This is a genomic window from Streptomyces antibioticus, assembly GCF_002019855.1.
Taxonomy (GTDB): Bacteria; Actinomycetota; Actinomycetes; order Streptomycetales; family Streptomycetaceae; genus Streptomyces; species Streptomyces antibioticus_B.
This window is the reverse complement of the sequence record NZ_CM007717.1, coordinates 1,353,584-1,379,754: the sequence shown is the minus strand read 5'-3', so window position 1 is coordinate 1,379,754 and position 26,171 is coordinate 1,353,584. Positions and strand designations below refer to the sequence as shown.

Sequence of the window (26,171 nt, the reverse complement as noted above, 5' to 3'; positions counted from 1 at the left end):
CGACGACAACGCCGGGTCGCGCTGAGCGGGGCACGCCGGCGCCGCTTCCACCCCGGGCACCGAGATCCACGCCACCGCTGCTTCCACCCCGGACCACCGAGATCCACCAGACGGGAAGAGGTACGAACTCCCATGGCCACCGAGCAGCAGCTCCGCGACTATCTGAAGCGCGCGCTCACCGACGTCAGGCAGGCCAACCAGCGCCTGAAGGAGGTCGAGGAGAGCCGGCGCGAACCGATCGCCGTCATCGGCATGGCCTGCCGGCTGCCCGGCGGCATCGCCTCCCCCGACGACCTGTGGGACCTCGTCCGCGACGGCGGGGACGCCATCAGCGAGTTCCCCGCCGACCGGGGCTGGGACGTCGACGCCGTCTACGATCCCGACCCGGAGCGCACCGGTACCTCCTACACCCGGCACGGCGGATTCCTCGACACCGTCGCCGACTTCGACGCCGAGTTCTTCGGCATCTCCCCGCGCGAGGCCCTCGCCACCGACCCCCAGCACCGGCTGCTCCTGGAGTCCGCCTGGGAGGCGTTCGAGCGCGCCGGGATCGACCCGCGCTCCCTGAAGGGCAGCCGGACGGCGGTCTTCGCGGGCATCGCGGGCGGCGACTACACACCACGCCTCCCGGACGCGCCCGCCGAACTGGAGGGCTATCTCGGCATCGGCGGCCTGGACAGCGTCGCGTCGGGACGGATCTCCTACACCTTCGGCTTCGAGGGCCCCGCCGTCACCGTCGACACCGCCTGCTCCTCCTCCCTGGTCGCCCTGCACCTGGCGGCCCAGTCCCTGCGCTCCGGCGAGTCCGACCTGGCCCTCGCCGGCGGCGTGAGCGTGATGTCCACGCCGCAGGGCTTCGTCGAGTTCGCCCGTCAGCGCGGACTGTCCGCCGACGGCCGCTGCAAGGCGTTCGGCGCGGGCGCCGACGGCACCGGCTGGGCGGAGGGCGTGGCCCTGCTGCTCGTGGAGCGGCTGTCCGACGCCCGGCGGCTGGGCCATCCGGTGCTCGCCGTGCTGCGCGGCTCCGCCGTCAACCAGGACGGTGCCTCCAACGGGCTCACCGCGCCCAACGGCCCCTCCCAGCAACGCGTCATCCGGCAGGCGCTGGACGCGGCCGGGCTCGGCCCCTCGGACGTCGACGCGGTCGAGGCGCACGGCACCGGGACCTCCCTCGGCGACCCGATCGAGGCCCAGGCGATCCTGGCCGCCTACGGCCGGCAGCGCGACGCGGAACGGCCGCTCTGGCTGGGCTCGTTGAAGTCCAACATCGGGCACACCCAGGCGGCGGCCGGGGCCGCCGGTGTCATCAAGGTGATCCAGTCGATCCGGCACGGGCTGCTGCCGCGCACCCTGCACGCCGACGAGCCCACCCCGCACGTCGACTGGAGCGCGGGCGCCGTCCGGCTGCTGACCGAACCGCGCCCCTGGCCCGGGACCGGGGCGAACCGTCCCCGCCGCGCCGGGGTCTCCGCCTTCGGCGCGAGCGGCACCAACGCCCACGTCATCATCGAGGAGGCGCCCCCGGCCGAGGAGCCCGGCACAGAGGAGGCCCCGGCCGCACACGCGCCCGCCGCCCCCCTCCCGTTCGTCCTCACCGCGCACACCCCCGACGCCCTGCGCGCCCAGGCCGCCCGCCTCGCCGAGCACCTCACCCGCGCCCCCGCCCGCCCCGCCGACACCGCCTTCTCCCTGCTCACCACCCGCGCCCCGCTCAAGGAACGCACGGTCGTCGTCGCCTCGGAACCCGGCGAACTGCTCGGCGCGCTCAAGGACATCGCCGAGGGCGGACAGCTCGACACCCTCACCGCGACCGGCGGCTCCCTGGCCGTCCTCTTCGCCGGCCAGGGCAGCCAACGCCAGGGCATGGGACGGCAGTTGTACGACACCCACCCCGCGTTCGCCGCGGCCTACGACGCCGTCACGGCCGAGCTGGACCCGCTGCTCGACCGTCCGGTCGCCGAAGTGACCGTCTCCGGCGACCGGTTGGACGACACCCGGTACACCCAGCCCGCCCTGTTCGCCCTCGAAGTCGCCCTGTACCGGCTCTACGAGTCCTGGGGCGTCCGCCCCGGCCATGTCGCGGGCCACTCCATCGGCGAACTGGCCGCCGCCCATGTCGCCGGAGTCCTCGACCTGCCCGACGCGGCCGCCCTGGTCGCCGCGCGCGCCCGGCTGATGCAGCAACTCCCCGGCGGCGGGGTCATGGTGGCCGTGGAGGCCGCCGAGGACGAGGTGCGCGCCGAACTCGCGCACCTCACCGGGCAGGTGGACATCGCCGCCGTCAACGGGCCCACGTCCGTGGTCATCTCGGGGGACGCCGCGGCGGCGCTCGACGTCGCGGCCCGCTTCGCCAACCGCGGCCGGCGCACCCGGCGCCTCACGGTGAGCCACGCCTTCCACTCCCCGCACATGGACGACATGCTCACCGACTTCGCCCGGGTGGCGAAGGGCCTCACCTACCACCCGCCGCGCATCCCGGTCGTCTCCGACGTGACCGGCCGTGTCGCCACCACCGAGGACATCACCAGCCCCGAGTACTGGGTCCGCCACGTCCGCGAGGCCGTCCGCTTCGCCGACGTCGTCCGCACCCTGGACACGGCGGGCACCGGCACCTACCTCGAACTCGGCCCCGACGGCACGCTCACCGCCCTCGTGCGCGGCACGCTCCCGGACGCCTTCGCCGTCCCCGCCCTGCGGCGGGGCCGCGCCGAACCGGAGACCGCCGTCGCCGCACTGGGCCGGCTGCACGCCCGCGGCACCGCCGTGGACTGGCCCGCCTTCTTCGCCGACCGCGACGCCCGCCGCACCGACCTGCCCACCTACGCCTTCCAGCACCGCCGCTACTGGCTGGAACCCGGCACCGGCGGCCGCCCCACCGGCCTCGGCCTGGAACCCGTCGGGCATCCCCTGCTCGCGGCGGCCGTGCCGCTGCCCGACACCGACGGCGTCGTCCTCACCGGCGGCCTCTCGCTGCGCACCCACCCCTGGCTGGCCGGGCACGCCGTCCAGGGCACGGTGATCGTCCCCGGCACCGCCCTGCTCGAACTCGCCCGCCGGGCCGGGGAGGAGACCGGCACCGACGTCGTCGCCGAACTCGTCGTCCAGGCACCGCTGGTGCTGCCGCCGAGCGGCTCGGTGCGGGTGCAGGTCGAGGTCGGCGGCCCGGGACCGGACGGCGGCCGGGACGCCGTGATCCGCTCCCGGGCCCCCGGCGCCGACTGGACCCGGCACGCCACCGCCACCCTCGTCGCCCGCACCGGCGCCGCGCCCGCCGAGGGCACCGCGCTCACCGCCTGGCCGCCACCCGGCGCCACCGTGCTCCCGCTGGACGAGGTGTACGCCGAACTCACCGCCTCCGGCCTGGAGTACGGCCCCGCCTTCCGCGGACTGCGCGCCGCCTGGCGGGACGGGGACACCTTCTACGCCGAGGTCGCGCTGCCCGAGCCGCAGCACGCCGACGCCGCCCGCTTCGGACTGCACCCCGCGCTGCTGGACGCGGCCGTGCACATCACCGCGCACGACGACCTGACCGCCGTACCGGACGGCTCCAGCCGGCTGCCGTTCGCCTACACGGACGTCCGGCTGCACGCCGACGGCGCCACCGCCCTGCGCGTCCGGCTCACCCGCACCGGACCCGACAGCCTGGCGATCGACCTGGCCGACCCGTCCGGCGCGCCCGTCGCCACCGTCGGCGCGCTGCACGCCCGCCTGGTGTCCGCGCGGCAGCTCGCCGCCGCGCAAGGCGCCGACCCGGACGCGCTGTTCCACGAGGTGTGGCGCGAACTGCCCGTGGCCACCCGGCCGGTGTCCGTCCCGGACGTCGTCGACCTCTCCGTGGCGGCGGACGACGGCGAGGTGCCGGACCGGGTGCGGGCCGCCCTGACCCGGACACTGGACGTGCTGCGCGAACGGTCGTCCGACGGCGGCCCGTTGACCGTCGTGGTCCGGGGCGCCCGCGCCGTGCGCGACACGGACCGGCCCGACCCGGTCGCCGCCGCCGTCTGGGGCCTGCTGCGCTCCGCCCAGGCCGAACAGCCGGACCGGCTGCTGCTGATCGACACGGACGCCGACGCGGACCCCGTCCTGCCGGCCGCCGTCGCCGCCGCCCGCGCCGCGGGCGAACCCCAACTCGCCCTCCGCGACGGGACGGCCTACGTCCCCCGTCTCGACCGGCTTCACCAGGCGCCCGGGGACGGCACCGCCTGGAACCCCGACGGCACGGTCCTCGTCACCGGCGGCACCGGCACCCTCGGCGCGGCGCTCGCCCGCCACCTCGTCACCCGGCACGGCGTGCGCCATCTCCTCCTGCTCTCCCGCTCCGGACAACAGGCCGCAGGTGCGGGGGAGTTGACCGAATCCCTCACCGAGGCGGGCGCCGACGTCACCGTGGCCGCCGTCGACACCGCGGACCGCGAGGCGCTCGCGGCGGTGATCGCCGGTATCGACCCCGCCCACCCCCTCACCGCGGTCGTGCACACCGCCGGGGTCGTCGACGACGGCCTCGTCGGCGACCTCACCGCCGACCGGCTGGACACCGTGCTGCGCCCCAAGGCGGACGGCGCCTGGCATCTGCACGACCTCACCGCGCACCTGCCGCTGGACGCCTTCGTGCTGTACTCGTCCGTCGCGGCCCTGTTCGGCGGCCCGGGACAGGGGTCCTACGCCGCCGCCAACACCTTCCTCGACGCCCTCGCCGCCCACCGCCGCGCCCTCGGACTGCCCGCCCACTCCCTCGCCTGGGGCCAGTGGGAGCAGCCCAGCGGCATCACCGGCCACCTCTCCGACGCCGACCTCGCCCGCGCCCGGCGGGCCGGTCTGCGGCTCATCGCCACCGACCGGGGCACCGCGCTGTTCGACCGTGCCCTCGCCGCCACGGCCGCCCACGCCGTACCCGCACCCCTCGACCTGGCGGCGCTCGGGGACCTCCAGCCGGTTCCCGCCCTGCTGCGCGATCTGGTGCGGCCCTCCCGCCGTACGGCCCGTGCGGCCGCCGACGGGCCGGCGCTGTCCGCCCGGCTCGCCGGACGCGACGGCGGGGAACGGCGGGAGATCCTGGTGACCCTCGTCCGGGAGGAGGCCGCCGCCGTCCTCGCCGCCCGGCCCGAAGCGGTGGGCGCCCAGGCCCCGTTCAACGATCTGGGCCTCGACTCCCTGGCCGCCGTCGAACTGCGCAACCGCCTCACCGCGGCCTCCGGGGTCCGGCTGTCCGCCACGGTCACCTTCGACCACCCCACCCCCGCCGAACTGGCCGCCCACCTCGACGGTCTGCTCGCCGCGGCGCCCCGCGAGGAGCCGGCCGTCGTCCACACCCCCCGGCAGGGCGCCGACGACCCGCTGTCGACGCTCTACCGGCGGCTGGCCGCCGAGGGGAAGTTCACCGACGCCTCCGCGCTCATCGGCGTGGCCTCCGCGCTCCGCACCCGGTTCACCGCTGAGGACCGCCACCGGCACCGCCCGGCGCCTCTGCACCTGGCGCGGGGCGAGGCGGAGACGGCCGTCGTCTGCTTCCCCGCGCTCAGCGCCATCTCCGGACCGCACGAGTACGCCCGCTTCGGCCATGAATTCCAGGGCGAACGCGATCTGTTCGTGCTGCCCTCACCCGGCTGGGCCCCCGACGACCCGCTGCCCGACAGCCTCGACACCTTCCTCGCCCTGCACGCCGAGACGGTCCGCGAGACCGTCGGCGAGGACCGGCCGTACGTGATCCTCGGCCGGTCCATGGGCGGCTGCCTCGCGAGCGCCGTCGCCGCCCGCCTGGAGGCGGAGGGCCGCGGCCCCGCCGGGCTCGTCCTGGTCGACACCTACCCCATCGACAGCGCCGTCCGCGAGGGCATGGGGGAGTGGTGGATGACGGCCATGCTCACCGGCATGGTCGACCGCATCGAGACCTACGACATGGTCTGGAGCGACGCCAGCCTCACCGCGATGGGCGGCTACAACAACCTGTTCGCCGACTGGCGGCCCGAGACGCTGGCCGCGCCGGTCTTCTCGGTGCGCGCCGACACACCGCTGCGGCACACGGTCGTGGATCCGACGGGGCGTCACGACTGGCGCGCCTACTGGCCCGTACCCCATGAGAGCGAGGACGTCCCCGGCGACCACTTCACGCTCCTGGAGGAGCACACCCCGACGACCGCGGCCGCCGTACGGCGCAGGCTCCACGCGCTGGAGAACCACGACCGCGACAAGCACACCGCACTGAAAGGGAGTTGACGATGACGTCCGACACCGCACCCGAACCCCGGGTCGCCCTGGTCACCGGCGCCGCCTCCGGCATCGGAGCCGCCACCGCCCGGCTGTTCGTCGAACGGGGGCACCGGGTGGTCGCCGTGGACGTGGACAAGGAGGGGCTCGTCGCGCTGGAGGAGCTGGACGGCGTGGCCACCCTGGTCGGCGACGTCGCCGAGGAGGCCACGAACACCGCCGCCGTACGGCTCGCCGTGGACCGCTTCGGACGGCTCGACGCGGCCGTGCTCAACGCCGGCATCGGAGGCGCCGGACCCCTGGAGTCACCCGGCGCGATCGAGCGCTTCGACCGTCTCTTCGCCGTCAACGTCCGCTCCGTCGCCCTCGGCATCCGGGCGGCGGTGCCCGCGCTGCGGGCGGCCGGCGGGGGAGCGATCGTGGCCACCTCGTCCGTCTCCGGCCTGCGCGGCGACCCGGGCACCTGGGGGTACAACGCCACCAAGGCCGCCGTCATCAACCTCGTGCGCGGCACGGCGGTCGACTACGCGGCCGAGGGCATCCGGATCAACGCCGTCGCGCCCGGCGGCACCGAGACCGCGCTGACCGCCGCCCAGGTCGCCGACCCGCACTTCTCCGCGCTGATCACCGGCCGGATCCCCGCGCACCGCTGGGCGTCCCCCCGCGAGCAGGCCGAGGTCATCTGGTTCCTGACCTCGCCGGCCGCCTCGTACGTCACCGGCGTGACCGTCCCGGTCGACGGCGGGCTGAGCGCCAACGGAGGCATCCTGCCGCCGCCGCCCGGCCCCGCCGACAGGTGAGCCGCGTCCACCGCGCCGACAGCCCGGTCCACCCGCACTCGTACCCGTACCCGTACCCGCACCGCACCCGCATCCGCACCCGCACAGAACAGGAATCGCGATGAGCAGCAACGAGCACGACATCGAGGCCAACAAGGCCGTCGCCCGGCGCTACTTCGAGGAGTTCGTCAACGACCGCAGGCTCGACGTCCTGGAGGAGATCGTCGCCACGGACGCCGCCGACGAGACCCGGGTCGGCCCCGGCGGCACCGGCACCCGTGAGGACTTCCGGCAGCACGCCCAGTGGGTGTGGGAGAACGTCAAGGACCTCCGGATCTCCGTGACCGACCTGGTCGCCGAGGGCGACCGGGTGATCGTCTTCTGGACGATCGAGGGCGTCCACGCCGGCAACATCTTCGGCGTCCCGGCGTCCGGCAGGCCCTTCACCGGCCGCAGCATCAGCACCCTGACCGTCCGTGACGGCCAGGTCGTGCGCTACACGGTGCTGCCCGACCGGCTGGGCATCATCCAGCAGTTGGTCGACACCCACCTGTAACTCCCGACCCCTGGAGCCCCCTTGTCCCTGCCCTCCGCCCTCACCCCGGCCGACTTCGAGGAACTGCGGCAGCTCCTCGCGCGGTTCGCGCACGTCTTCGACAACGGCGACACCGAGGCCCTGGAGGAGGTGTTCACCGACGACGGTGTGATCGTCCTCGCCGGCCCCGGCCGCGAGTTCCACGGACTCGCCGCCATCCGGGAGTTCAACACCTCCCTCGGGGAGCTGTCCCCCGACCACCACACCCTGGACACGGTCTTCGACGTCGACCCCGAGGACCCGTACGGCACGGTCCGCGCCCGCAGCCGCTATCTGGCCGTGCTCCCCGACGGCAGCGTCCACAACGGCGACTACGTCGACGTCCTGGTCCGCACCCCCAAGGGCTGGCGGATCGCGCACCGCCGCTCGGTGCCCCGCCACCCCGTACGGGTCGGCTAGGGGTTCGGTAGGGGCGTGCGGACCGGACCCCGCGATTACGTTCGTCGTCATTCCCCCACGTCGTCCGCCAGTCGGCAGTCCGCCGCGCGCCCTTCCGAGACCCACCGGAGTTCCCTCATGCCCCTCGACCGCTCCAGAGCACTCGTCCTCACCGCCGTCGGCTCGCTGTTCCTCGCCGCCTGCTCCGGCGCCTCCGGCACGGGGAAGGGGAACGCGGCCGGCAAGCCGGTCAGCGGCGGCTCGCTGACCTACGCCGTGGACACGGAACCGGTGTCGTTCGACATCCACGCCAGCCCGCAGGACATCACCGGCGCCATCCAGCGCAACGTCTTCGACTCCCTCGTCCACCAGGACGCCGAGGGCGAGTTCCACCCCTGGCTGGCCACGAAGTGGACCGTGTCCGACGACCTGAAGACCTTCACCTTCCATCTGCGCGAGGGCGTGAAGTTCACCGACGGCACCCCCTTCGACGCCCAGGCCGTCAAGGTCAACTTCGACCGGATCGTCGACCCCGCCACCAAGTCCCAGTACGCCTCCAGCCTGCTGGGCCCCTACACCGGCACCACCGTCGTCGACGACCACACCGTCACGGTGCGGTTCTCCTCGCCGGTCGCCTCCTTCCTCCAGGCGGCCAGCACCCCCTACCTCGGCTTCTACTCCCCGGCCGCGATCAAGAAGTACGGCGGCAAGCTCAGCGCCGGCGGAGCGGCCGACGTGGGCACCGGCCCGTTCAAGTTCACCGGCTACACCAAGGGCCAGAGCGTCACCCTGACCCGTAACCCCGACTACGACTGGGCGCCCGCCACCGCCTCCCACAAGGGCCCGGCCTACCTGGAGAAGCTGACCATCCGCTTCCTCTCCCAGGACGCCACCCGCGTCGGCGCCCTCACCAGCGGCCAGGTGCAGATCGCCGACCCGATCCCGCCCGCCGACGTCAAGACCGTCAAGGCGAACCAGCAGCTCGAGACCCTCACCACCCAGGCGCCCGGCGCCAATTACGCCCTGGTCCTGAACACCACGCAGAAGCCGCTGGACGACATCCGCGTCCGCCGCGCCGTGCAGCGCGGCATCGACATCGACACCGCCGTCAAGAGCGTCTACTTCGGCGTGTACAAGCGGGCCTGGAGCCCCATCAGCCCCACCACCCCGTACTACGACAAGTCCCTGGAGAACACCTGGGGTTACGACCCCGCCCTCGCGAACAGGAACCTCGACGAGGCCGGCTGGACCAAGCGCGACGCGGACGGGTACCGCACCAAGGGCGGCAAGCGCCTCAGCATCGAATGGCCGCTGATGCCGCAGGAGTACATCCGCGAACAGCGCGACACCCTCGGCCAGGCCATCCAGGCCGACCTCAAGAAGCTCGGCATCGAGATCAAGCGCCCCCGCCTCGACATCGGCACCTACATCGAGAAGGTCTACGCCGGCAAGGAGGGCATCGCCGACTACAGTTGGGCCCGCTTCGACCCGGACGTGCTGCGCCTGTACTTCAACAGCGCCAGCGACCCCCGCAAGGGCGGCCAGAACGCGACCTTCTACAAGGACGCCGACCTCGACAAGTGGACGGACGACGCGCAGGCCACGCTCGACAAGGACACCCGGCGCAAGCTGTACGGGGACACCCAGAAGAAGGTCGTCGACCTCGCCACCGAGATCCCGCTGTACGTCCGTACGGCCGTCGCCGGCGTCTCCACCTCGGTGCACGGTCTGAAGACCGACCCCAACACCTGGATCAACTTCTACGACGCGTGGATCGGCAAGTGAGGGCGACCGCCCTCCTGAGGCCCGTCGCCGGGCGCCTGGCAGCCGCGCTGGCCGTGCTGCTGGGCGCCGCGACCCTGGCGTTCCTGACGCTCCAGCTCATCCCCGGCGACCCGGTGTCGGTCATGCTCGGCCCCGGCACCGCGGCCTCGCCCGAGGTGCGGGCCGAGATCACCCGCACCTACGGGCTGGACCGGCCGGTGGCCGTGCAGTACCTGCACTACCTCGGCCATCTGTTCACCGGCGACCTCGGCGAGTCCTACCAGCTCCAGCGGCCGGTGGCCGGACTGATCGGCGAACAGCTCTGGCCCACCGTCCAACTCGCCCTGTTCGCCCTGCTGCTGGCCGTCACCGCCGCCCTCGTCCTGGCCGTGGCGACGGCCGGACGGAACCGCGCCCTGCGCGGCCTGGCCTCCTTCGCCGAACTGCTGGCGGTGTCCACCCCGTCGTACTGGACCGGCATCCTGCTGCTGACGGCGTTCTCCTTCCGGCTGCAGATCTTCCCCGTGGCGGGAGCCCAGGACTTCGCGTCCCTGGTGCTCCCGGCCGTGACCCTCGCCCTGTCCCTCGCCGGGGTCCTGGCGCAGGTCCTGCGCGAGGGGCTGGAGACGGCGCTCGGCCAGCCGTTCGCCGTGACCGCCCGGGCCCGGGGGCTCAGTGCCACCGCCGTACGGCTGCGGCACGCCCTGCGGCACGCGGCGATCCCGCTGGTCACCCTCACCGGCTGGCTCACCGGATCGCTCCTGGGCGGCGCGGTCCTCGTCGAGACGGTGTTCGGCCGCCCCGGCATCGGCGCCCTCACCCTCCAGGCCGCCACCAACAAGGACATCCCGCTCGTCATCGGACTGGTGCTGCTGTCCGCGTTCGTGTTCGTCCTGCTGTCCACGCTGATCGACCTGCTCTACCTCGTGATCGACCCCCGGCTCAGGACCCGGTGACCCCCACCGCGTCGGCGAGAAAGGCCGCTGCCCCCATGACCGTCGCCACCACCAGCGCCGCCCCGCCCCGGCGGGCGCCGCGCGGCCGACCGTGGCCGGGCCTGCCCCGGCCGGCGCCCCTGGCCGCCGCGGTCGCCCTGACCCTGATCGGCCTCGCGGCGGCCCACCCCGCGCTGTTCACCTCCGCCTCACCCGTCGAGACCGACCCCGCCCACGCGCTCACCGCCCCCGGCGCCGCCCACTGGTTCGGCACCGACCAGCTCGGCCGCGACCTCTTCACCCGGGTCCTGTACGGCACCCGCACCTCCGTCCTGCTCGGCCTCGGCTCCACCCTGCTCGCCATCGCCGGGGGAGCGGCCCTGGGCCTGGCCGCCGCCCTCGGCGGGCGCTGGGCCGACCGCACCCTGATGCGGCTGGCGGACGTCCTGCTCGCCCTGCCGCCGATCCTGCTCGCCCTGCTCACCGTGACCGTCCTCGGCCCGGGCTCCGTCAACGTCACGATCGCCATCGCCGTCGCCTTCGCACCCGGCTACGCCCGTATCGTGCGCGCCGAGACGCTGGTCGTGCGCACCTCCGGATACGTCGAGTCCGCCACCGTGCTCGGCCTGCGTCGCCCCCTGCTGATCCTGCGGCACATCGTGCCCAACGCCCTCGGGCCGATGCTGGTCCTCGCCACCGTCGGCTTCGGCGCGTCCCTGATCGCGGCCTCCGGGCTCAGCTTCCTCGGCCTCGGCCCGCAGCCGCCCTCACCCGAATGGGGGACCATGCTCTCCGAAGGGCGCAACTTCCTCTCCACGGCCTGGTGGATCGGGGTGTTCCCGGGCGCGGCCATCACCTGCACCGCCCTCGCCGTCAACGTCGTAGGACGGCGGGCGCAGGTCCGCTTCACCCGGAGGACCGACCGATGAGCCTCCTCGACGTCCAAGGACTGCACGTCTCCTTCGGCGCCCTGCACGCCGTCCGTGACGTCTCCCTCACCCTCGACCCCGGCGAATGCCTCGCCCTGGTCGGCGAGTCGGGCTCCGGCAAGAGCGTCACCGCCCGCGCCCTCGCCGGACTGGCCGGGCGCGGCGCGCGGGTCACCGCCGACTCCCTCGCCTTCGACGGCACCGACCTGCGCACCCTCGGGGAACCGGCGTGGCGGTCCCTGCGCGGGCGGCGCATCGGGCTCGTCCTCCAGGACGCCCTGGGCTCCCTGGACCCGCTGCGCCGCGTCGGCGACGAGATCGCCGAACCCCTGCGCACCCACCGTCTGCTGCCCCGCGCCGACATCCCGGGCCGCGCCCTGTCCCTCCTGGCGGACGTCGGCGTCCCCGAGCCCGGACGGCGGGCCCGGCAGTACCCGCACGAACTCTCCGGCGGGCTGCGGCAACGCGCCCTCATCGCCTCGGCCGTCGCCGCCGAACCCGATCTGCTGATCGCCGACGAACCGACCACCGCCCTCGACGTCACCGTCCAGGCCCAGGTCCTCGCACTCCTCGACACGCTCCGCGGCCGCGGCACCGCCCTGCTGCTGATCAGCCACGACCTGTCGGTGGTGGCCGGCCTCGCCGACCGGGTGGCCGTCATGTACGGCGGACGCGTCGTCGAACAGGGCCCCACCGGCCGGGTCCTGGGCACCCCGCGCCACCCCTACACCCGCGCTCTGCTGGACGCCGTACCCGCCACCCACACCAAGGGCACCCGGCTCTCCTCGCCCCGGCCGCCCGGCACCCCGGCGGGACCGGAGGGCTGCGCCTACGCCGCCCGCTGCCCCTGGGCGGACGACGACTGCCGCACCACGCTGCCCGAGCGCGACGCGTACGGCAGCGTCTGCCACCACCCGCGGACGTCCCCCGCCGGACCCGCCCCCGCGACCGCCGCCCCGGCCGCCTCCGGCACCGAACGGGCCGTCGGAGCACCCCTGTTGGTGGCCGAACACCTCACCAAGCGCTACCGGGCCCCCGACGGCACCGCCTACGACGCCGTGCGCGACGTGTCCCTGACCCTCCACGGCGGCGAGACGCTCGGCATCGTCGGGGAGTCCGGCTCCGGCAAGACCACGGTCGCCCGCATTCTGCTCGGCCTGACCGAACCGGACACGGGAACCGTCCGCTTCCACGGCACGCCGTGGACCGGGGTGCCCGAGAGGCGGCGCCGGCCGCTGCGCCCGCGCGTCCAGGCCGTGCAGCAGGACCCGCTCGGCTCCTTCGATCCCCGTTACGACGTCGAACGCGTCCTGGGGGAGGCGATCGCGCTCACCGCGGTACGGGGGCGGCGCGAGCGGCGTGCCAGGGCGGCGGCCCTGCTCGACCAGGTCGGGCTGCCGGCCTCGGTGCTGCGCCGGCGCCCACGGGAACTCTCGGGCGGACAGCGCCAGCGCGTGGCCATCGCCCGCGCGCTGGCACCGGCCCCCGATGTCGTGGTGTGCGACGAACCGGTGTCCGCGCTGGACGTCTCGGTGCAGGCGCAGATCCTCGACCTGCTCGACGACCTGCGCCGCGAGACGGGCGTGACGCTGCTGTTCATCTCCCACGACCTGGGGGTGGTCCACCACATCAGCGACCGCGTCCTGGTGATGAAGGACGGCTCCGTGATCGAGTCCGGCGACGTCCGCACGGTCTTCGAACACCCCACCGAGCCCTACACCCGACGCCTCCTGGCGGCGGTCCCGGGCGCCCCGTTCACCCCGGCACCGACCCCGGTCATCCTGTCGTCCTCGGCCCCGCCGCCGCCGTGACGCCTGGGCGGGGCGGGGGCGCAGCGGCGAGGGCCGCCGGTCTACGGCGTCGCGGTCACCTTGGTGTCCTCGTCTCCGTGTCCGCGGTGCCGTCGGGGCGGGGCCCGATCCGTGCGCCCCGGCGGGCGAGGGGGCAGGCCGCGGCGCGCCGGCGCCGTGAAGGCCGCCGTCGGTTGCCGGGCCGCGGTCAACTCGTCGTCCTCGCCTCCGCTTCCGTGGTGACATCGGGCCCGGGCCGGGTCCGGGCTCCCCAGCGGGCCAGGGGTGGGCCCGCCGTGCCCAAGGCCGCGAAGAACACCGCCAGCAGCAGCCAGCCCGCCGTGCCGAGGCCGAGGACGACCGTGGTGAGGATGACCGGGGCCAGGGCCTGGCCCGCGGAGAAGCCGAGGCCGAGGACGCCCTGGTACTGGCCCTGGGCGTGGTCGGGGGCGAGGCCGAAGCCGAGGGCGAAGCCCGCCGAGGACTCCCAGACCTCGCCCAGGCTGTGCACGAAGACCGCCGCGACGACCAGCCCGACCGCCGCCCAGACCGGGGTGTGGGCCGCCAGGGCCATCATCGGGCAGCTCAGCAGGAAGAGCAGGCCCGCGGCGCGGAAGGCGCCGCCGCCGTCGCGGAGGGTCTCGACCCGGGAGCCGATCCTGGTCTGGAGGAGCACGCAGAAGGCGGAGTTGACGGCGAACAGCGCCGCCACCGTCCAGCGCGGCGCCTCCGTGTGCTCGGAGATCCAGATCGGCAGCAGCAGGGACACCACCGGGTACTGGAGCCCCATCGCCCCGTAGAGGGCGGTGAACGTCAGGAACGGCCGGTCGGAGAAGGCGAGCCAGCGGCGCCTCCGCTCCGGGGCCGGGAGCACCGGGTAGCGGGGCAGCAGCAGGAGGAGTGCCGCGCACAGGGCGAAGCTCGCCGCGTTGCCGAGGATCAGCGCGACATAGGCGGCCCGGGTGTCCAGGGCCACCGCCGTCCCGGCACCGGCCGTGCCGAGGATCACGCCCAGGTTGACGAAGGTGCGCAGCTTCGCCCGGAACCGTGCCGGGCGTTCGCCGCCGACCCGGGCCACCAGGGCGCCCCAGGCCGCCCCGCCGGCCGCCGCGGCGATCTGGTCGGCCGTCGCGACGACGGTGAGCGCCGCCCAGCTCTCCACGAGGACGAGCGCCGCCATCGACAGTGCCTGGACGGTCAGGGCCGCCGTCATGATCAGGCGCGCCCCGTGCCGGTCGGCGAGCTGTCCGCCGGGGATGCCCGCGAGCAGGCCGGTCAGCCCGGCGATGGTGAGGGCGGCGCCGACGTGCGCGGCGGGCAGGCCCACGACCAGGGTGAAGTAGAGCGCCGACGCGGCGTTGAACAGGCCGTTGCCGACCCGGTTGACGAAACTGGCGGCGATCAGCACGCGCTCCGGCCCGCTGTCCCCCGCCAGGCCGGATATCCGGCCTGGCGCGCTCCCCTTGATCATGGGCGGCAGGCTAACAGCGGCCCGGGAGGCCGGAACCGCAGGTCAGGAGCGGCGCTCCCGCCGTGCCCGGCGCACGAGGTCGCCGGCCGCCTCCGGCCACTCGGGGTGCTCGAAGGAGAAGCCCTCGGCGAGCAGCCGGCCGGGGACGACCCGGCGGCTCTTGAGGAGCAGTTCGGTGTCCGAGCGCAGCGCGAACGCGCCGACCTCGGCCATCCATCGGGTGGCGGGCAGCCCCACCGGCACGCCCCACGCGGAGCGCAGCGCGCGCATGAACCCGCGCTGCGGCAGCGGGGCCGGGGCGGCCAGGTTCACCGGGCCCGTCAGGTCCTCGCGGGCGATCAGGAACTCAACGGCGCGCACGAAGTCGTGGTCGTGGATCCAGGACACGTACTGCGCGCCGCCCGCGACCGGACCGCCGAGCCCGAGCCGGGCCAGCCGGGACAGCACGTCGAACACACCGCCCGGGTCGGGGCTCATCACCATGGCGGAGCGCAGCGCCACCGTGCGGGTGCGCGGGGTGTCCGCCTTCTCCACCTCCCGCTCCCAGGCGGTGGCGATGTCGACGCTGTAGCTCCAGTAGCCGGGGACGCCGGGCTCGGAGCCGCCGATCTCGCCGGTCGCCTCGTCGTTGGGGGCGTCGAAGCGGTGGGTGTAGACGGTGGCCGTGCTCATCTGGAGCCAGAGCGCCGGGGGCCGCGCGGCGGCGGCGATCGCCTCGCCCACCACCCGGGCCGACTCCACCCGGGAGTCCATCATCGCCTTGAGGTTGGCGGGGGTGTAGCGGCAACTGACGCTGCGGCCCGCCAGGTTGACGACGACGTCGCTGCCGTCGATCTCCGCCGTCCAGGCGCCCGGCGTGCGGCCGTCCCAGGCCCGTTCGCCCGGTCCCGAGGGCCGTCTGCTCAGGACCACGACCTCGTGGCCCGCCGCGGTCAGGGCGCGCCGCAGCACCGTGCCCACCTGTCCGGTCCCGCCCGGTATGACGATCTTCATCGTCCGCTCCCCTCGTCGATGCGAGGAGCGTACCCTCTATTTGAACGCGTTCAAAACTCTCTCGAGGCTCATCAGGTCAAGCGTCCCGGACTCTTGACTCGTCAACCGTCAGTCGGGATCCTCGTCACACATATTGCGCGGTCATGACAATCCGGTGAAGCCCTGTCGGATGCTCGCCGGAAGCCCGTCGGCGACCGCGCGATCCCCCCACCACCGAGGGATGTGGCCCGTGACCTGGACCCGCCGCCCGAACCGCAGACGCAGGGACGTCACCGTCGCCGCGCTGCTCCTCCTCGTCCTGGCCACGATCCTCGGCCCCACACCCAGCTCGGCGGCCACCGACTGGTGGAACCCGACCGCCCGGCCCGCCCCCGACTCGCAGATCAACGTGACGGGGGAGCCCTTCAAGGGGACCGACGCGGCGGGCGAGGTACGGGGATTCGTCGACGCCCACAACCACCTGTTCTCCAACGAGGCGTTCGGCGGACGGCTGATCTGCGGCAAGGTGTTCTCCGAGGCCGGGATCGCGGACGCGCTCAAGGACTGTCCCGAGCACTACCCCGACGGCACCCTCGCGATCTTCGACTACATCACCCACGGCGGCGACGGACGGCACGACCCCGTCGGCTGGCCCACCTTCGCCGACTGGCCGGCCTACGACTCGATGACCCACCAGGCCGACTACTACGCCTGGGTGGAGCGCGCCTGGCGCGGCGGCCAGCGGGTGCTCGTCAACGACCTCGTCACCAACGGCGTGATCTGCTCGGTCTACTTCTTCAAGGACCGGAGCTGCGACGAGATGACCTCGATCCGGCTCCAGGCCCAACTGACCTACGACCTCCAGGCGTTCATCGACAAGCAGTACGGCGGCACCGGCAAGGGCTGGTTCCGGATCGTCACCGACAGCGCCCAGGCCCGCTCCGTCATCGAGCAGGGCAAACTCGCCGTCATCCTGGGTGTGGAGACCTCCGAGCCGTTCGGCTGCAAGCAGATCCTCGACATCGCCCAGTGCAGCAAGGCGGACATCGACAAGGGCCTCGACGAGCTGTACGACCTCGGCGTGCGCAGCATGTTCCTGTGCCACAAGTTCGACAACGCGCTGTGCGGCGTCCGCTTCGACTCCGGCGGCCTCGGCACCGCCATCAACGTCGGCCAGTTCCTGTCCAGCGGCACCTTCTGGAAGACCGAGACGTGCACGGGCCCGCAGCACGACAACCCCATCGGCGACGCCGCCTCCACGGCCGAGGCCCAACTGCCCGCCGGTACCGAGGTACCGGACTACGCCGCCGGCGCGCAGTGCAACGTGCGCGGTCTCACCGACCTCGGCGAGTACGCCGTCCGCGGCATGATGAAGCGCAAGATGATGCTCGAGATCGACCATATGAGCGTCAAGGCCACCGGCCAGGTCCTCGACCTCTTCGAGTCCGCCTCCTACCCGGGTGTGATCTCCTCGCACAGTTGGATGGACATCGACTGGACCGAGCGCGTCTACGCTCTCGGCGGCTTCGTCGCCCAGTACATGCACGGCTCCGAGGGCTTCGGCCAGGAGGCCGCCCGCACCAAGGCCCTGCGCGACAAGTACGGCGTCGGCTACGGCTACGGCACCGACTTCAACGGCGTCGGCGACCACCCGGCCCCGCGCGGCGCCACCACCTCGAACCCGGTGAAATACCCCTTCAGGAGCGTCGACGGCGGTTCCGTCATCGACCGGCAGATCACCGGCTCGCGCACCTGGGACGTCAACACCGACGGCGCCGCGCACGCCGGTCTGATCCCCGACTGGATCGAGGACATCCGGCTCGTGGCGGGACAGGGCGTGGTGGACGACCTCTTCAAGGGCGCCGAGTCCTACCTCGGCACCTGGGGCGCCTCCGAGCGGCACCAGGCCGGGGTGAACCTCGCCAAGGGCCGTACGGCGTCGGCGAGTTCCTCGGAGTGGAGCCTGTTCACCAGCTACCAGCCGGGGCGGGCCGCCGACGGCGACGGCGGCACCCGCTGGGCCAGCGACTGGAGCGACGACCAGTGGTGGCAGGTCGACCTCGGCTCCACCCACCTGGTCTCCCGTGTCACCCTCGACTGGGAGCGCGCCTACGCCAGGTCGTACCGCGTGGAGCTGTCCACCGACGGCACCACCTGGCAGACCGCCTGGTCCACCACGGCCGGTGACGGCGGCCTGGACACGGCCCGCTTCACCGGCACCCCGGCCCGCTACGTCCGGGTGCACGGACTCGGCCGCGGCACCGAGTGGGGATACTCGCTGTACGAAGTGGGCGTGCACAGCGCCTGACCGCCCGCGAGGAGCAGCGAGGACCCCCATGGCACGGATGCCGTCGGCCGAACGGCGCCGGCAGCTCACCGAAGCCGCGATCAGGGCGATGGCCCGGGACGGCGTCGCGAGGACGACGACCCGGTCCATCGCCGCCGAGGCCGAGGTGTCCCTGAGCGTCTTCCACTACTGCTTCGACTCCAAGCAGGCGTTGATCGAGTCCGTCATCACCACCCTCACCGACCACTCGGTGACGGTGGTGAAGGACGCCCTGCGCCCCACGGGCGCCCCCACCTCCAGGGCGACCCTGGAGGAGACCGTCGCGGCCGGGTTCCGCGCCTACTGGGACCATGTCCGGGCCCATCCCGACGAGCACATGCTGACGTACGAACTCACCCAGTACGCCCTGCGCCAGCCCGGTTTCGAGCATCTGGCCCGGCGTCAGTACGCGCTCTACGCCGAGGCCTACGCCGACCTCATAGAGCAGCTCCGGCGTGACATGGACCTCCGCCTCCAGGTACCTGTGTCCGTCCTGGCCCGCTATCTGGCCGCCATGACCGACGGGCTGACCCTGAACTACCTCGTCCTCGGTGACGAGGAGGCGTGGACGGACATCCTGGAGACGGTGACGGCACATATCGCGGGGCTGGTGCGGGCCGGCTGACGCGCGTGTTCCCGACCGGCGGCAAAAGGCTCGTAATTTTCTTCTCTCCGGTGAAACGGCGGGTTCCGTGAAATTGCAGACGCCCCGAGTGATTCCCGCGCACGAGGGAACGTGCGGGTTCGCTGGGAACACGCGTGTTCGTGCCTCTTTTCGGCCTTCCTGCGCTCGGAACGCGACTCTTCCGGACGGCCGGGCACGGGATGACGAGGGCATTGCGGGCGGGTGAGCGGGAGGGGCGCATACGCCGTTGACCACCTGGTTCCGGCCAGCGGCGGGCGTCAGGCGCACTCCGTTCGATCGTGTACATGTAGAAGACGTGCGGCGCTCCCCCGGGTATCCGTCACATCGTCCCGGACGGCTGTCCGAGAGGGGACGAATCGCTGGTTGCGGGCATCGGGAATGGCTTGATCCACACAAGACCGGCGTTCCCCTTCGTCCGTTATTTTCCAAGGGTCCCCAATCGGAGCACGGAACTCCCTTTGACTCGTTCGACATAGCTCGTTTACGCCATGGATCTTTGACAGTCCGAAGAACGGGTTTTTAGACTCGCCGCGTGCGGTGGCCCTGCCCGGGCGGGGTTCTTCGAGAGCTAGACGAGTCTTGGGGGAGACGATGAGTCAGCGTGCTCCGGAACTGCCGGTTCTGGCGAATGCCGGGAAGTCGTGGCGGGTTCTCGTGGTGGAAAACGATGTCCAATACGCGGAGTCCTTGATCCATGGATTGCGCCGCCACGGCCATGAGGTGACCGCGGTCGAACGGGGCGGCACGGCCCTCCAGGTCTACGGGGACGCCGACCTCGTCCTCATCGACCTGGAACTGCCCGACCTGGACGGGCTGGAGGTCTGCCGGGCCATCAGGACCGTCTCCGACATCCCGATCATCGCCCTCACCGCCCGCGGCACCGAACTGGACCGCGTCCTGGGCCTCCAGGCCGGGGCGGACGACTACATGGTCAAGCCGTACGGCTTCCGGGAACTGATGGCGCGGATGCAGGCGGTGATGCGACGGGCCCGGCCCGTACCGCGGACCGCCGACGTCATTTCGCACGGGCCCCTCACCATCGACGCCGGCTCCCGCGAGGTGAGCCTCTACGGAAGGCCCGTGGTCGTCACCCGGAAGGAATTCGATCTCCTGCATCTCCTCGCCTCCCACCCGGGAAGTGTCATTCCGCGAAATCGGCTCATGCAGCAGGTATGGGGCGATTCCTGGTCGCGGCGGACCGTCGACACACATGTCAGCAGTCTGCGCAGCAAACTGGGTGCGAGTGACTGGATCATCACCATCAGGGGAGTCGGGTTCAGGCTCGGCAACGGATGAATTCACCTGGGCATTTGACGTTCCTCTGACATGGATCTGCACCGCAGCCCACACACCCGCGCGGATTTGTGAAACCTGACGAAGCCCTGAAACCAGGTCTGTTGAAACCGGATGCCCGACCCGCAGAGGCTAGTTGTCAAGGCCCTGTGCGCCGACTTTCTCACCGACGGATCCTCCCGACCACCGGCGCGCGGCCGCCCGGTCACCGCGGCCGCCGGCGTCATCCGGTGACGCCCCGACCACCGCCCCGTGGGGGCGCGTCTCCTCGCGAACGAGAAGAGAGGGCATCGACATGACCATGGCCATTTCATCGACCCGGACCATCGCGGACCTCCTGCTGCGGGCCGCCGAGAACCACCCCGGATCCGGCCTCCTCTACGCCCGGGGCGACGCCGGACCGGACGGCTCATGGCTCCAGCCGTATCCCGAACTCGTCGACGAGGCCCGCCGGGTCCTCACCGGCCTGCGCGCCCGCGGCCTCGCCCCGCGCGACAACGTCGTCCTGCTCCTGGAGCGCCCGCAGGAGTTCCTGCCCGCGTTCTGGGCCTGTCTCCTCGGCGGCTTCGTGCCCGTCCCGATGGCACCCCTCGGCGGCGACCCCGAGCGCTGGGCCGCCCAGCTCGGCCATGTGAACACCCTCCTGGACCGGCCGCTGATCGTCACCACCGAGACCCTCGCCGCCGAACTCCCGCAGGTGGAGGGCCTCGGCGTCACCCCGCTGTCCGGCCTGTACGCCACCGAGCCCGCCGCCGCCCCGTACGAGGCCGACCCCGAGGACACCGCCCTGCTGGTGCTGACCTCGGGCTCCACCGGCAACTCCAAGGCCGTCCGCCTCACCCACGCCAACCTGCTCGCCTCCATGGCCGGCAAGAACGGCCACCACCGGCTCGGCCCCGACGACGTCTCCCTCAACTGGGTCTCCTTCGACCATGTGGCCGCCCTCCTCGAATGCCATCTGCTGCCCCTGTACGCGGGCGCCACCCAACTGCACGTCGAGGCCGCCGTCGTCCTCGGCGAGCCCCTGGAGTTCCTGCGGCTGATCTCCCGGCACGGCGTCACCATGACCTTCACCCCCAACTTCCTGCTGGGGCTGCTGAACGCCGCCGCCGACCGGCTGGAGGAGACCGGCCCCGTCGACCTGTCCCGGCTGCGCCACATCATCAGCGGCGGTGAGGCCGTCGTCCGCACCACCGGCGAGACCTTCCTGCACCGCTTCGCCGCCCACGGACTGCGCCCCGACGCCCTGTGGCCCGCCTTCGGCATGACCGAGACCTGCGCCGGCTCCATCTACTCCCGGACGTTCCCCGCCTTCGACCAGGGCCAGGAGTTCGCCAACCTCGGCACCCCGGTGGAGGGCCTGCGGCTGCGGATCGTCGACGAGCACGACCGCGAACTGGGCCCGGGCGAGACCGGTGAACTCCAGCTCACCGGGCCCATGATCACCCCGGGCTACCACAACAACGAGCAGGCCACCCGGGACGCCTTCACCGCCGACGGCTGGTTCCGCAGCGGCGACCTCGGCCGTCTCGACGACGGCCGCCTCACCCTCGTCGGGCGCAGCAAGGACAGCGTCATCGTCAATGGCGTCAACTACTTCAGCCACGACATCGAGAGCGTCCTCGAGCAGCTCGACGGCGTCGCCCGCTCCTACGTCGCCGCCTTCCCCACCCGCGCCCCCGGCAGCGACACCGAGCAACTCGTCGTCGCCTTCCACCCGGAGACCGCCGACGGCGACGAACTCGCCCTGTACCGGGTGCTGTCGGCGGTGCGCTCCGGGGTCGTCATGCACTGGGGCTTCCGCCCCGCGCTGATCCTGCCGCTGCCCAAGGACGCCTTCCCCAAGACCAGCCTCGGCAAGATCCAGCGCGCCCTGATGCGCAAACGCCTGGAGGCCGGCGCCTACCGGGAGACCACCGACGCGGTCGCCGACCTCGTCCTGCGCCGCCTCGGCGGATACACCGCCCCCGAGGGCGACACCGAGCGGATCCTCGCCCGGATCTACGCCGAGATGTTCGACACCGACCCGGAGAAGCTGAGCGCCACCGCCAACTTCTTCGACCTGGGCGGCACTTCCCTGGACATCCTGCGGCTGCGCAGCCTGGTCGCCCAGCGGCTCGGCGCGCACGACCTCCAGATCATCACCGTGCTCACCGCCCCCACCGTCCGCGAACTCGCCGCCCGGCTCGGCGAGGACGTCGGCGCCGAACGGCCCTACGACCCGATCGTCCCCATGCAGGTCGTGGGCGACAAGACCCCGCTGTTCTGCGTCCACCCGGGCGTCGGCGAGGTCCTCGTCTTCGTCAACCTCGCCAAGTACTTCGTGGGCGACCGGCCGTTCTACGCGCTGCGGGCCCGCGGCTTCAACCCGGGGGAGAAGCCCTTCGAGAGCTTCGAGGAGATGGTCTCCACCTACGTCGACGCGATCCGCGCCAAGCAACCGCACGGCCCCTACGCCGTCGCCGGATACTCCTACGGCGGAGCCGTCGCCTTCGAGATCGCCAAGGTCCTGGAGGCGCAGGGCGAGCGCGTCGACTTCGTCGGCAGCTTCAACCTGCCCCCGCACATCAAGTACCGCATGAACGAACTGGACTTCGTCGAGACCGCCGCCAACCTCGCCTTCTTCCTCGCCCTCATCGACAAGAAGCAGTCCCTCGACCTGCCCGGACAACTGCGCCACCTCACCCGCGAGGAGCAGCTCGCGCGCTTCATCGACCTCGCGCCGCCGGCCCGGCTCGCCGAACTCGACCTCACCCTGGAGAAGTTCACGGCCTGGGCCACCCTCGCCGACGGGCTCACCGACCTGGGCCGCACCTACGCGCCCAGTGGCTCGGTGCGCACCATGTCCGTCTTCTACGCGATCCCGCTGCGCGGCACCAAGGAGGACTGGCTGAACAACGAGCTGAGCCGCTGGGACGAGCACTGCCCCGACGTCCGCTACCTCGACGTCCCCGGCGAGCACTACACGCTGATGGGCCCGCACCACGTCGCCGTCTTCCAGTCGGTCCTGCGCAGGGAACTCGACCGCGCGCTCGGCGACGCCGGCTGAACCCGCGCCCCTGGCTCACCATCCCACCCCACCACGGCAGGAGAGCATGATGCACGGCAAGAAGATCCTCGTCACCGGGGGCACCGGACAGGTGGCGGGACCCGTCGCCAAGGCCCTCGCGGGGGACAACGAGGTCTGGGCGCTCGGCCGGTTCGGCACCCCCGGCTCCGAGGAGGCCCTCACCGAGCACGGTGTCACCACGTTCCGCTGGGACATGGACGACACCGGCGACGACACCCTCAAGGGCCTGCCCGAGGACTTCACCCATGTCATCCACTCCGCCGTACGGCGCGGCGAGGACGGCGACTTCAACACCGCGATCGAGGTCAACACGGTCGCCACCGGGCGGCTGATGACCCACTGCCGCACCGCCGAGGCGTTCCTGTACGTCTCCACCGGCGCCCTGTACGCCCGCCAGACCCTCGACCACGCCTACACCGAGGACGACCCGGTCGACGGCGTCGCCGACTGGCTGCCCGTCTACCCCGTCGCCAAGATCGCCACCGAGGGCACGGTCCGCGCCTTCGCCCGCACCCTGCGCCTGCCCACCGTGATCGCCCGCCTCAACATCGCCTACGGGCCCGGCGGTTACGGCGGTGTCCCGATGCTCTACTTCAAGCGGATGCTGGCCGGCGAGCCCATCCCGGTGCCCGTCGAGGGCCAGAACTGGTGCTCCCTCCTCCACACCGACGACCTGATCGACCAGGTGCCCAAGCTGTGGGAGGCCGCGTCGGTGCCGGCCGTCCTCACCAACTGGGGCGGCGACGAGGCGGTCGGCATCACCGACTGCGTCCGCTATCTGGAGGAGCTGACCGGCGTCGAGGCGAAGCTCGTGCCGAGTGAAGTCACCCGGGAGACCTACCAGTTCGACCCGGCGCTGCGCAGGCGGCTGACGGGCCCGTGCAAGGTCGGCTGGCGCGAGGGCATCCGCCGCACGGTCGAGTCCATGTACCCCGAGTACGCGAAGTGACGACGTGACGAACCGACGAGGAGACCGAGTCCGGTGAAGACGCAGGAGACCAACCTCCATCTGATCCACGCGGCCTACCAGGCGTTCCACACCCGGGACGTGGACGCGCTGCTCGCCGTCCTGTCCGAGGACGTGGAGTGGATCCACCCCGAGGGCATGAGCGAGTACGGCCTCGGCGGCACCAAGGTGGGCCACGCCGGAGTGAAGGGGTTCCTCGCCCATGTGCCCACCGTGCTGGGCGGCATGAAACTGCACCCCATGGAGTTCGTCCGCTCCGGCGACCGGATCGTGGTCTTCGGCACCCGGGACGTCACCTCGCACTCCGGGCACACCGAGACCCTGGACTTCGTGCACTCCTGGACCTTCCGGGACGGCAAGGCTGTCCGGATGGAGGACATCTTCGACACCGTGCTCTTCCACCGGCTGATAGAGAGCTGACGGACCGTCATGACGTACGCTTATCTGGGCCCGGAGGGCACGTTCACCCAGGCGGCGCTGCGCCGGGTCGTGCCCGCCGGTCCCGGCCGTCCCTTCCCCACGGTGCCCGCGGCGCTGGACGCGGTGCGCCGCGGGGAGTGCGCGGCGGCCGTCGTCCCGCTGGAGAACTCGGTGAAGGGCGTGGTGCCCGTCACCATGGACCAACTGGTCTCTGCGGAGCTGCACATCACCGCGGAGGTGGAGGTGCCGGTGACGTTCGCGCTGATGGCGCGGGAAGGCACCGACCTCTCCTCCGTCACCGAGGTGTCGAGCCATCCGCACGCGCTCGCCCAGTGCGCGCGCTGGCTGGCGGAGCATCTGCCCGGGGCGCGGACCCGGCCGGCCGACTCCACGGCGGCCGCGGCGCGCGAGGTGGCCGGGACGGCGTCGGCGGCGGGGGCCGCCGCGGTCGCGGCACCGCTGGCGGCGGACCTGTACGGGCTCTCCACCCTGGCCACCGGCATCGGCCGGCGGGCCGGCGCGGTCACCCGGTTCGTGGTGGTCGCCCCGGCGTGGTTCCCGGCGGCGCGGACCCGACTGGACCGCACCTCCCTGATGGTGAACCCGGGCGACGGACCCGGCCGGCTGCTCGACATCCTCGCCGAGTTCTCCTCCCGGGACATCGAGGTCAGCCGGCTGCACTCCTGGCCCACCGGCGACCGCCTGGGCAGCTACCGCTACTTCATCGACGTCGACGGCCACATCGAGAACCCGCCCGTCCGCGAGGCGATGTCCGCGATCGCCGGACTGGGCGCGGGCGCCCGCTTCCTGGGCAGCTATCCGCGCTGGGGACAGCGGAGCGAGCAGCCTGCCTGAACGGCACCGCGCAGACCCCTCGGCCCACCACCCACCCAGGAGCGTGACCCGTGCCCACCCTGCTGCACCTCGACACCAGCCCCCGCATCGAGTCGGCGACCCGGCGGATCACCGCCGAGTTCGCCGCCGCCTGGCGGGCCGCCAACCCCGACGGCACCCATGTCCACCGGGACCTGGCCGCCCGGCCCGTGGCCCATGTCGACGCCGCGCAGATCGCCGTCATGCACCGGCTGGAGAGCGGCGAGGTGCGCGACCTCGACGCGGCCCGCGACGCCGCCCTCACCCCCGAGGAGCAGGCGAGCTGGGCGCTCACCTGGGACCTCGTCGAGGAGGTGCGGGCCGCCGACACGCTCGTCCTCGGGCTGCCCATGCACAACTTCTCCCTGCCGGCCACCTTCAAGGCGTGGTTCGACCGCCTGGTCATCCCGCCGCTGGTGGTCGACCCGGCCACCGGCACCGGACCGCTCTCCGGCAAGCAGGTCGTGGTGATCACGGCCCGCGGCGGCGCCTACGGCCCCGGCACGCCCCGCTACGCCTACGACTTCCAGGAGCCCTACCTCAAGGCCGCGTTCGGCATGGTCGCCCTCGCCGACGACCTCACCTTCCTGCACGCCGAGATGACCAAGTCGGGACATGTGCCCCGGCTCGCCGGGTTCCAGGGCCTGGCCGCCACCTCGCTCAAGCAGGCCCTCGAAGGGGCCCGCCTCCAGGCCCAGCGCGTCCGCGTCTGACGGCCCCGCACGCCACCCCCTTCCCTCCCCGGAATTCTGAGGTTCT

Annotated in this window: 17 protein-coding genes and 1 pseudogene; 16 read left to right on the top strand and 2 right to left on the bottom strand. The window is 72.7% G+C overall.

All coding sequences use genetic code 11. The features are described 5' to 3' along the window. Nucleotides 1-150: 150 nt before the first annotated feature. From AFM16_RS06110 to AFM16_RS06080, 8 genes and pseudogenes are all read left to right on the top strand, one after another. Nucleotides 151-6,213: pseudogene (locus AFM16_RS06110) on the top strand (SDR family NAD(P)-dependent oxidoreductase); the annotation flags it as partial. 2 nt (nucleotides 6,214-6,215) lie between these two features. Continuing rightward, nucleotides 6,216-7,004, top strand: coding sequence for an SDR family NAD(P)-dependent oxidoreductase (locus tag AFM16_RS06105; protein ID WP_030786408.1), 789 nt, complete (start codon nucleotides 6,216-6,218; stop codon nucleotides 7,002-7,004). A gap of 100 nt (nucleotides 7,005-7,104) precedes the next feature. Beyond that, nucleotides 7,105-7,539 carry an ester cyclase gene (locus AFM16_RS06100; RefSeq protein WP_030786410.1) on the top strand — a complete coding sequence of 145 codons (435 nt, stop codon included), beginning with the start codon at nucleotides 7,105-7,107 and terminating at the stop codon, nucleotides 7,537-7,539. Nucleotides 7,540-7,560: 21 nt separating this feature from the next. Further along, on the top strand, nucleotides 7,561-7,977 hold the full coding sequence (locus tag AFM16_RS06095) for a nuclear transport factor 2 family protein (protein ID WP_078632691.1): 417 nt from the start codon (nucleotides 7,561-7,563) through the stop codon (nucleotides 7,975-7,977). A gap of 117 nt (nucleotides 7,978-8,094) precedes the next feature. Next, nucleotides 8,095-9,741 carry an ABC transporter substrate-binding protein gene (locus AFM16_RS39680; protein ID WP_030786416.1) on the top strand — a complete coding sequence of 549 codons (1,647 nt, stop codon included), beginning with the start codon at nucleotides 8,095-8,097 and terminating at the stop codon, nucleotides 9,739-9,741. Continuing rightward, nucleotides 9,738-10,676, top strand: a complete 939-nt coding sequence (locus AFM16_RS06090) for an ABC transporter permease (protein ID WP_245177654.1) — start codon at nucleotides 9,738-9,740, stop codon at nucleotides 10,674-10,676. The genes AFM16_RS39680 and AFM16_RS06090 overlap by 4 nt, the downstream gene beginning before the upstream one ends. 35 nt (nucleotides 10,677-10,711) lie before the next feature. After that, entirely contained in the window at nucleotides 10,712-11,584 is an 873-nt protein-coding gene (locus AFM16_RS06085; RefSeq protein WP_030786423.1) for an ABC transporter permease, read from the top strand. Next, nucleotides 11,581-13,395 (top strand): dipeptide ABC transporter ATP-binding protein, encoded by a 1,815-nt coding sequence (locus tag AFM16_RS06080; RefSeq protein WP_078632690.1) that lies wholly within the window; start codon nucleotides 11,581-11,583, stop codon nucleotides 13,393-13,395. Before AFM16_RS06085 ends, AFM16_RS06080 begins: the two co-directional genes overlap by 4 nt. Before the next feature lie 187 nt (nucleotides 13,396-13,582). Here the strand turns inward: AFM16_RS06080 and AFM16_RS06075 are convergent, their stop codons facing one another. Beyond that, nucleotides 13,583-14,845 carry an MFS transporter gene (locus AFM16_RS06075; RefSeq protein WP_078632689.1) on the bottom strand — a complete coding sequence of 421 codons (1,263 nt, stop codon included), beginning with the start codon at nucleotides 14,843-14,845 and terminating at the stop codon, nucleotides 13,583-13,585. Between the two features lie 42 nt (nucleotides 14,846-14,887). Then, nucleotides 14,888-15,838 (bottom strand): TIGR01777 family oxidoreductase, encoded by a 951-nt coding sequence (locus AFM16_RS06070; RefSeq protein WP_078632688.1) that lies wholly within the window; start codon nucleotides 15,836-15,838, stop codon nucleotides 14,888-14,890. 220 nt (nucleotides 15,839-16,058) lie between these two features. Between AFM16_RS06070 and AFM16_RS06065 the strand changes: the two genes are divergently transcribed. From AFM16_RS06065 to AFM16_RS06030, 8 genes are all read left to right on the top strand, one after another. Beyond that, nucleotides 16,059-18,125 (top strand): galactose-binding domain-containing protein, encoded by a 2,067-nt coding sequence (locus tag AFM16_RS06065; protein WP_078632687.1) that lies wholly within the window; start codon nucleotides 16,059-16,061, stop codon nucleotides 18,123-18,125. 28 nt (nucleotides 18,126-18,153) lie between these two features. Continuing rightward, complete coding sequence (locus AFM16_RS06060) at nucleotides 18,154-18,768, top strand: TetR/AcrR family transcriptional regulator (RefSeq protein ID WP_078632686.1); 615 nt, start codon at nucleotides 18,154-18,156, stop codon at nucleotides 18,766-18,768. Nucleotides 18,769-19,380: 612 nt separating this feature from the next. Next, the gene (locus AFM16_RS06055) at nucleotides 19,381-20,085 is read left to right on the top strand and encodes a response regulator transcription factor (protein ID WP_078632685.1); all 705 of its coding nucleotides are present in this window, start codon (nucleotides 19,381-19,383) and stop codon (nucleotides 20,083-20,085) included. Between the two features lie 298 nt (nucleotides 20,086-20,383). Beyond that, entirely contained in the window at nucleotides 20,384-23,131 is a 2,748-nt protein-coding gene (locus AFM16_RS06050; protein WP_078636855.1) for a non-ribosomal peptide synthetase, read from the top strand. Nucleotides 23,132-23,180: 49 nt separating this feature from the next. Then, nucleotides 23,181-24,101 carry an NAD-dependent epimerase/dehydratase family protein gene (locus AFM16_RS06045; RefSeq protein WP_037875138.1) on the top strand — a complete coding sequence of 307 codons (921 nt, stop codon included), beginning with the start codon at nucleotides 23,181-23,183 and terminating at the stop codon, nucleotides 24,099-24,101. Nucleotides 24,102-24,134: 33 nt separating this feature from the next. Further along, on the top strand, nucleotides 24,135-24,539 hold the full coding sequence (locus AFM16_RS06040; protein ID WP_078632684.1) for a nuclear transport factor 2 family protein: 405 nt from the start codon (nucleotides 24,135-24,137) through the stop codon (nucleotides 24,537-24,539). A 9-nt stretch (nucleotides 24,540-24,548) separates the two neighbouring features. Beyond that, complete coding sequence (gene pheA, locus AFM16_RS06035; protein WP_051780428.1) at nucleotides 24,549-25,394, top strand: prephenate dehydratase; 846 nt, start codon at nucleotides 24,549-24,551, stop codon at nucleotides 25,392-25,394. 50 nt (nucleotides 25,395-25,444) lie between these two features. Beyond that, entirely contained in the window at nucleotides 25,445-26,125 is a 681-nt protein-coding gene (locus tag AFM16_RS06030) for an FMN-dependent NADH-azoreductase (RefSeq protein ID WP_030786453.1), read from the top strand. The last annotated feature ends 46 nt before the right edge of the window (nucleotides 26,126-26,171 follow it).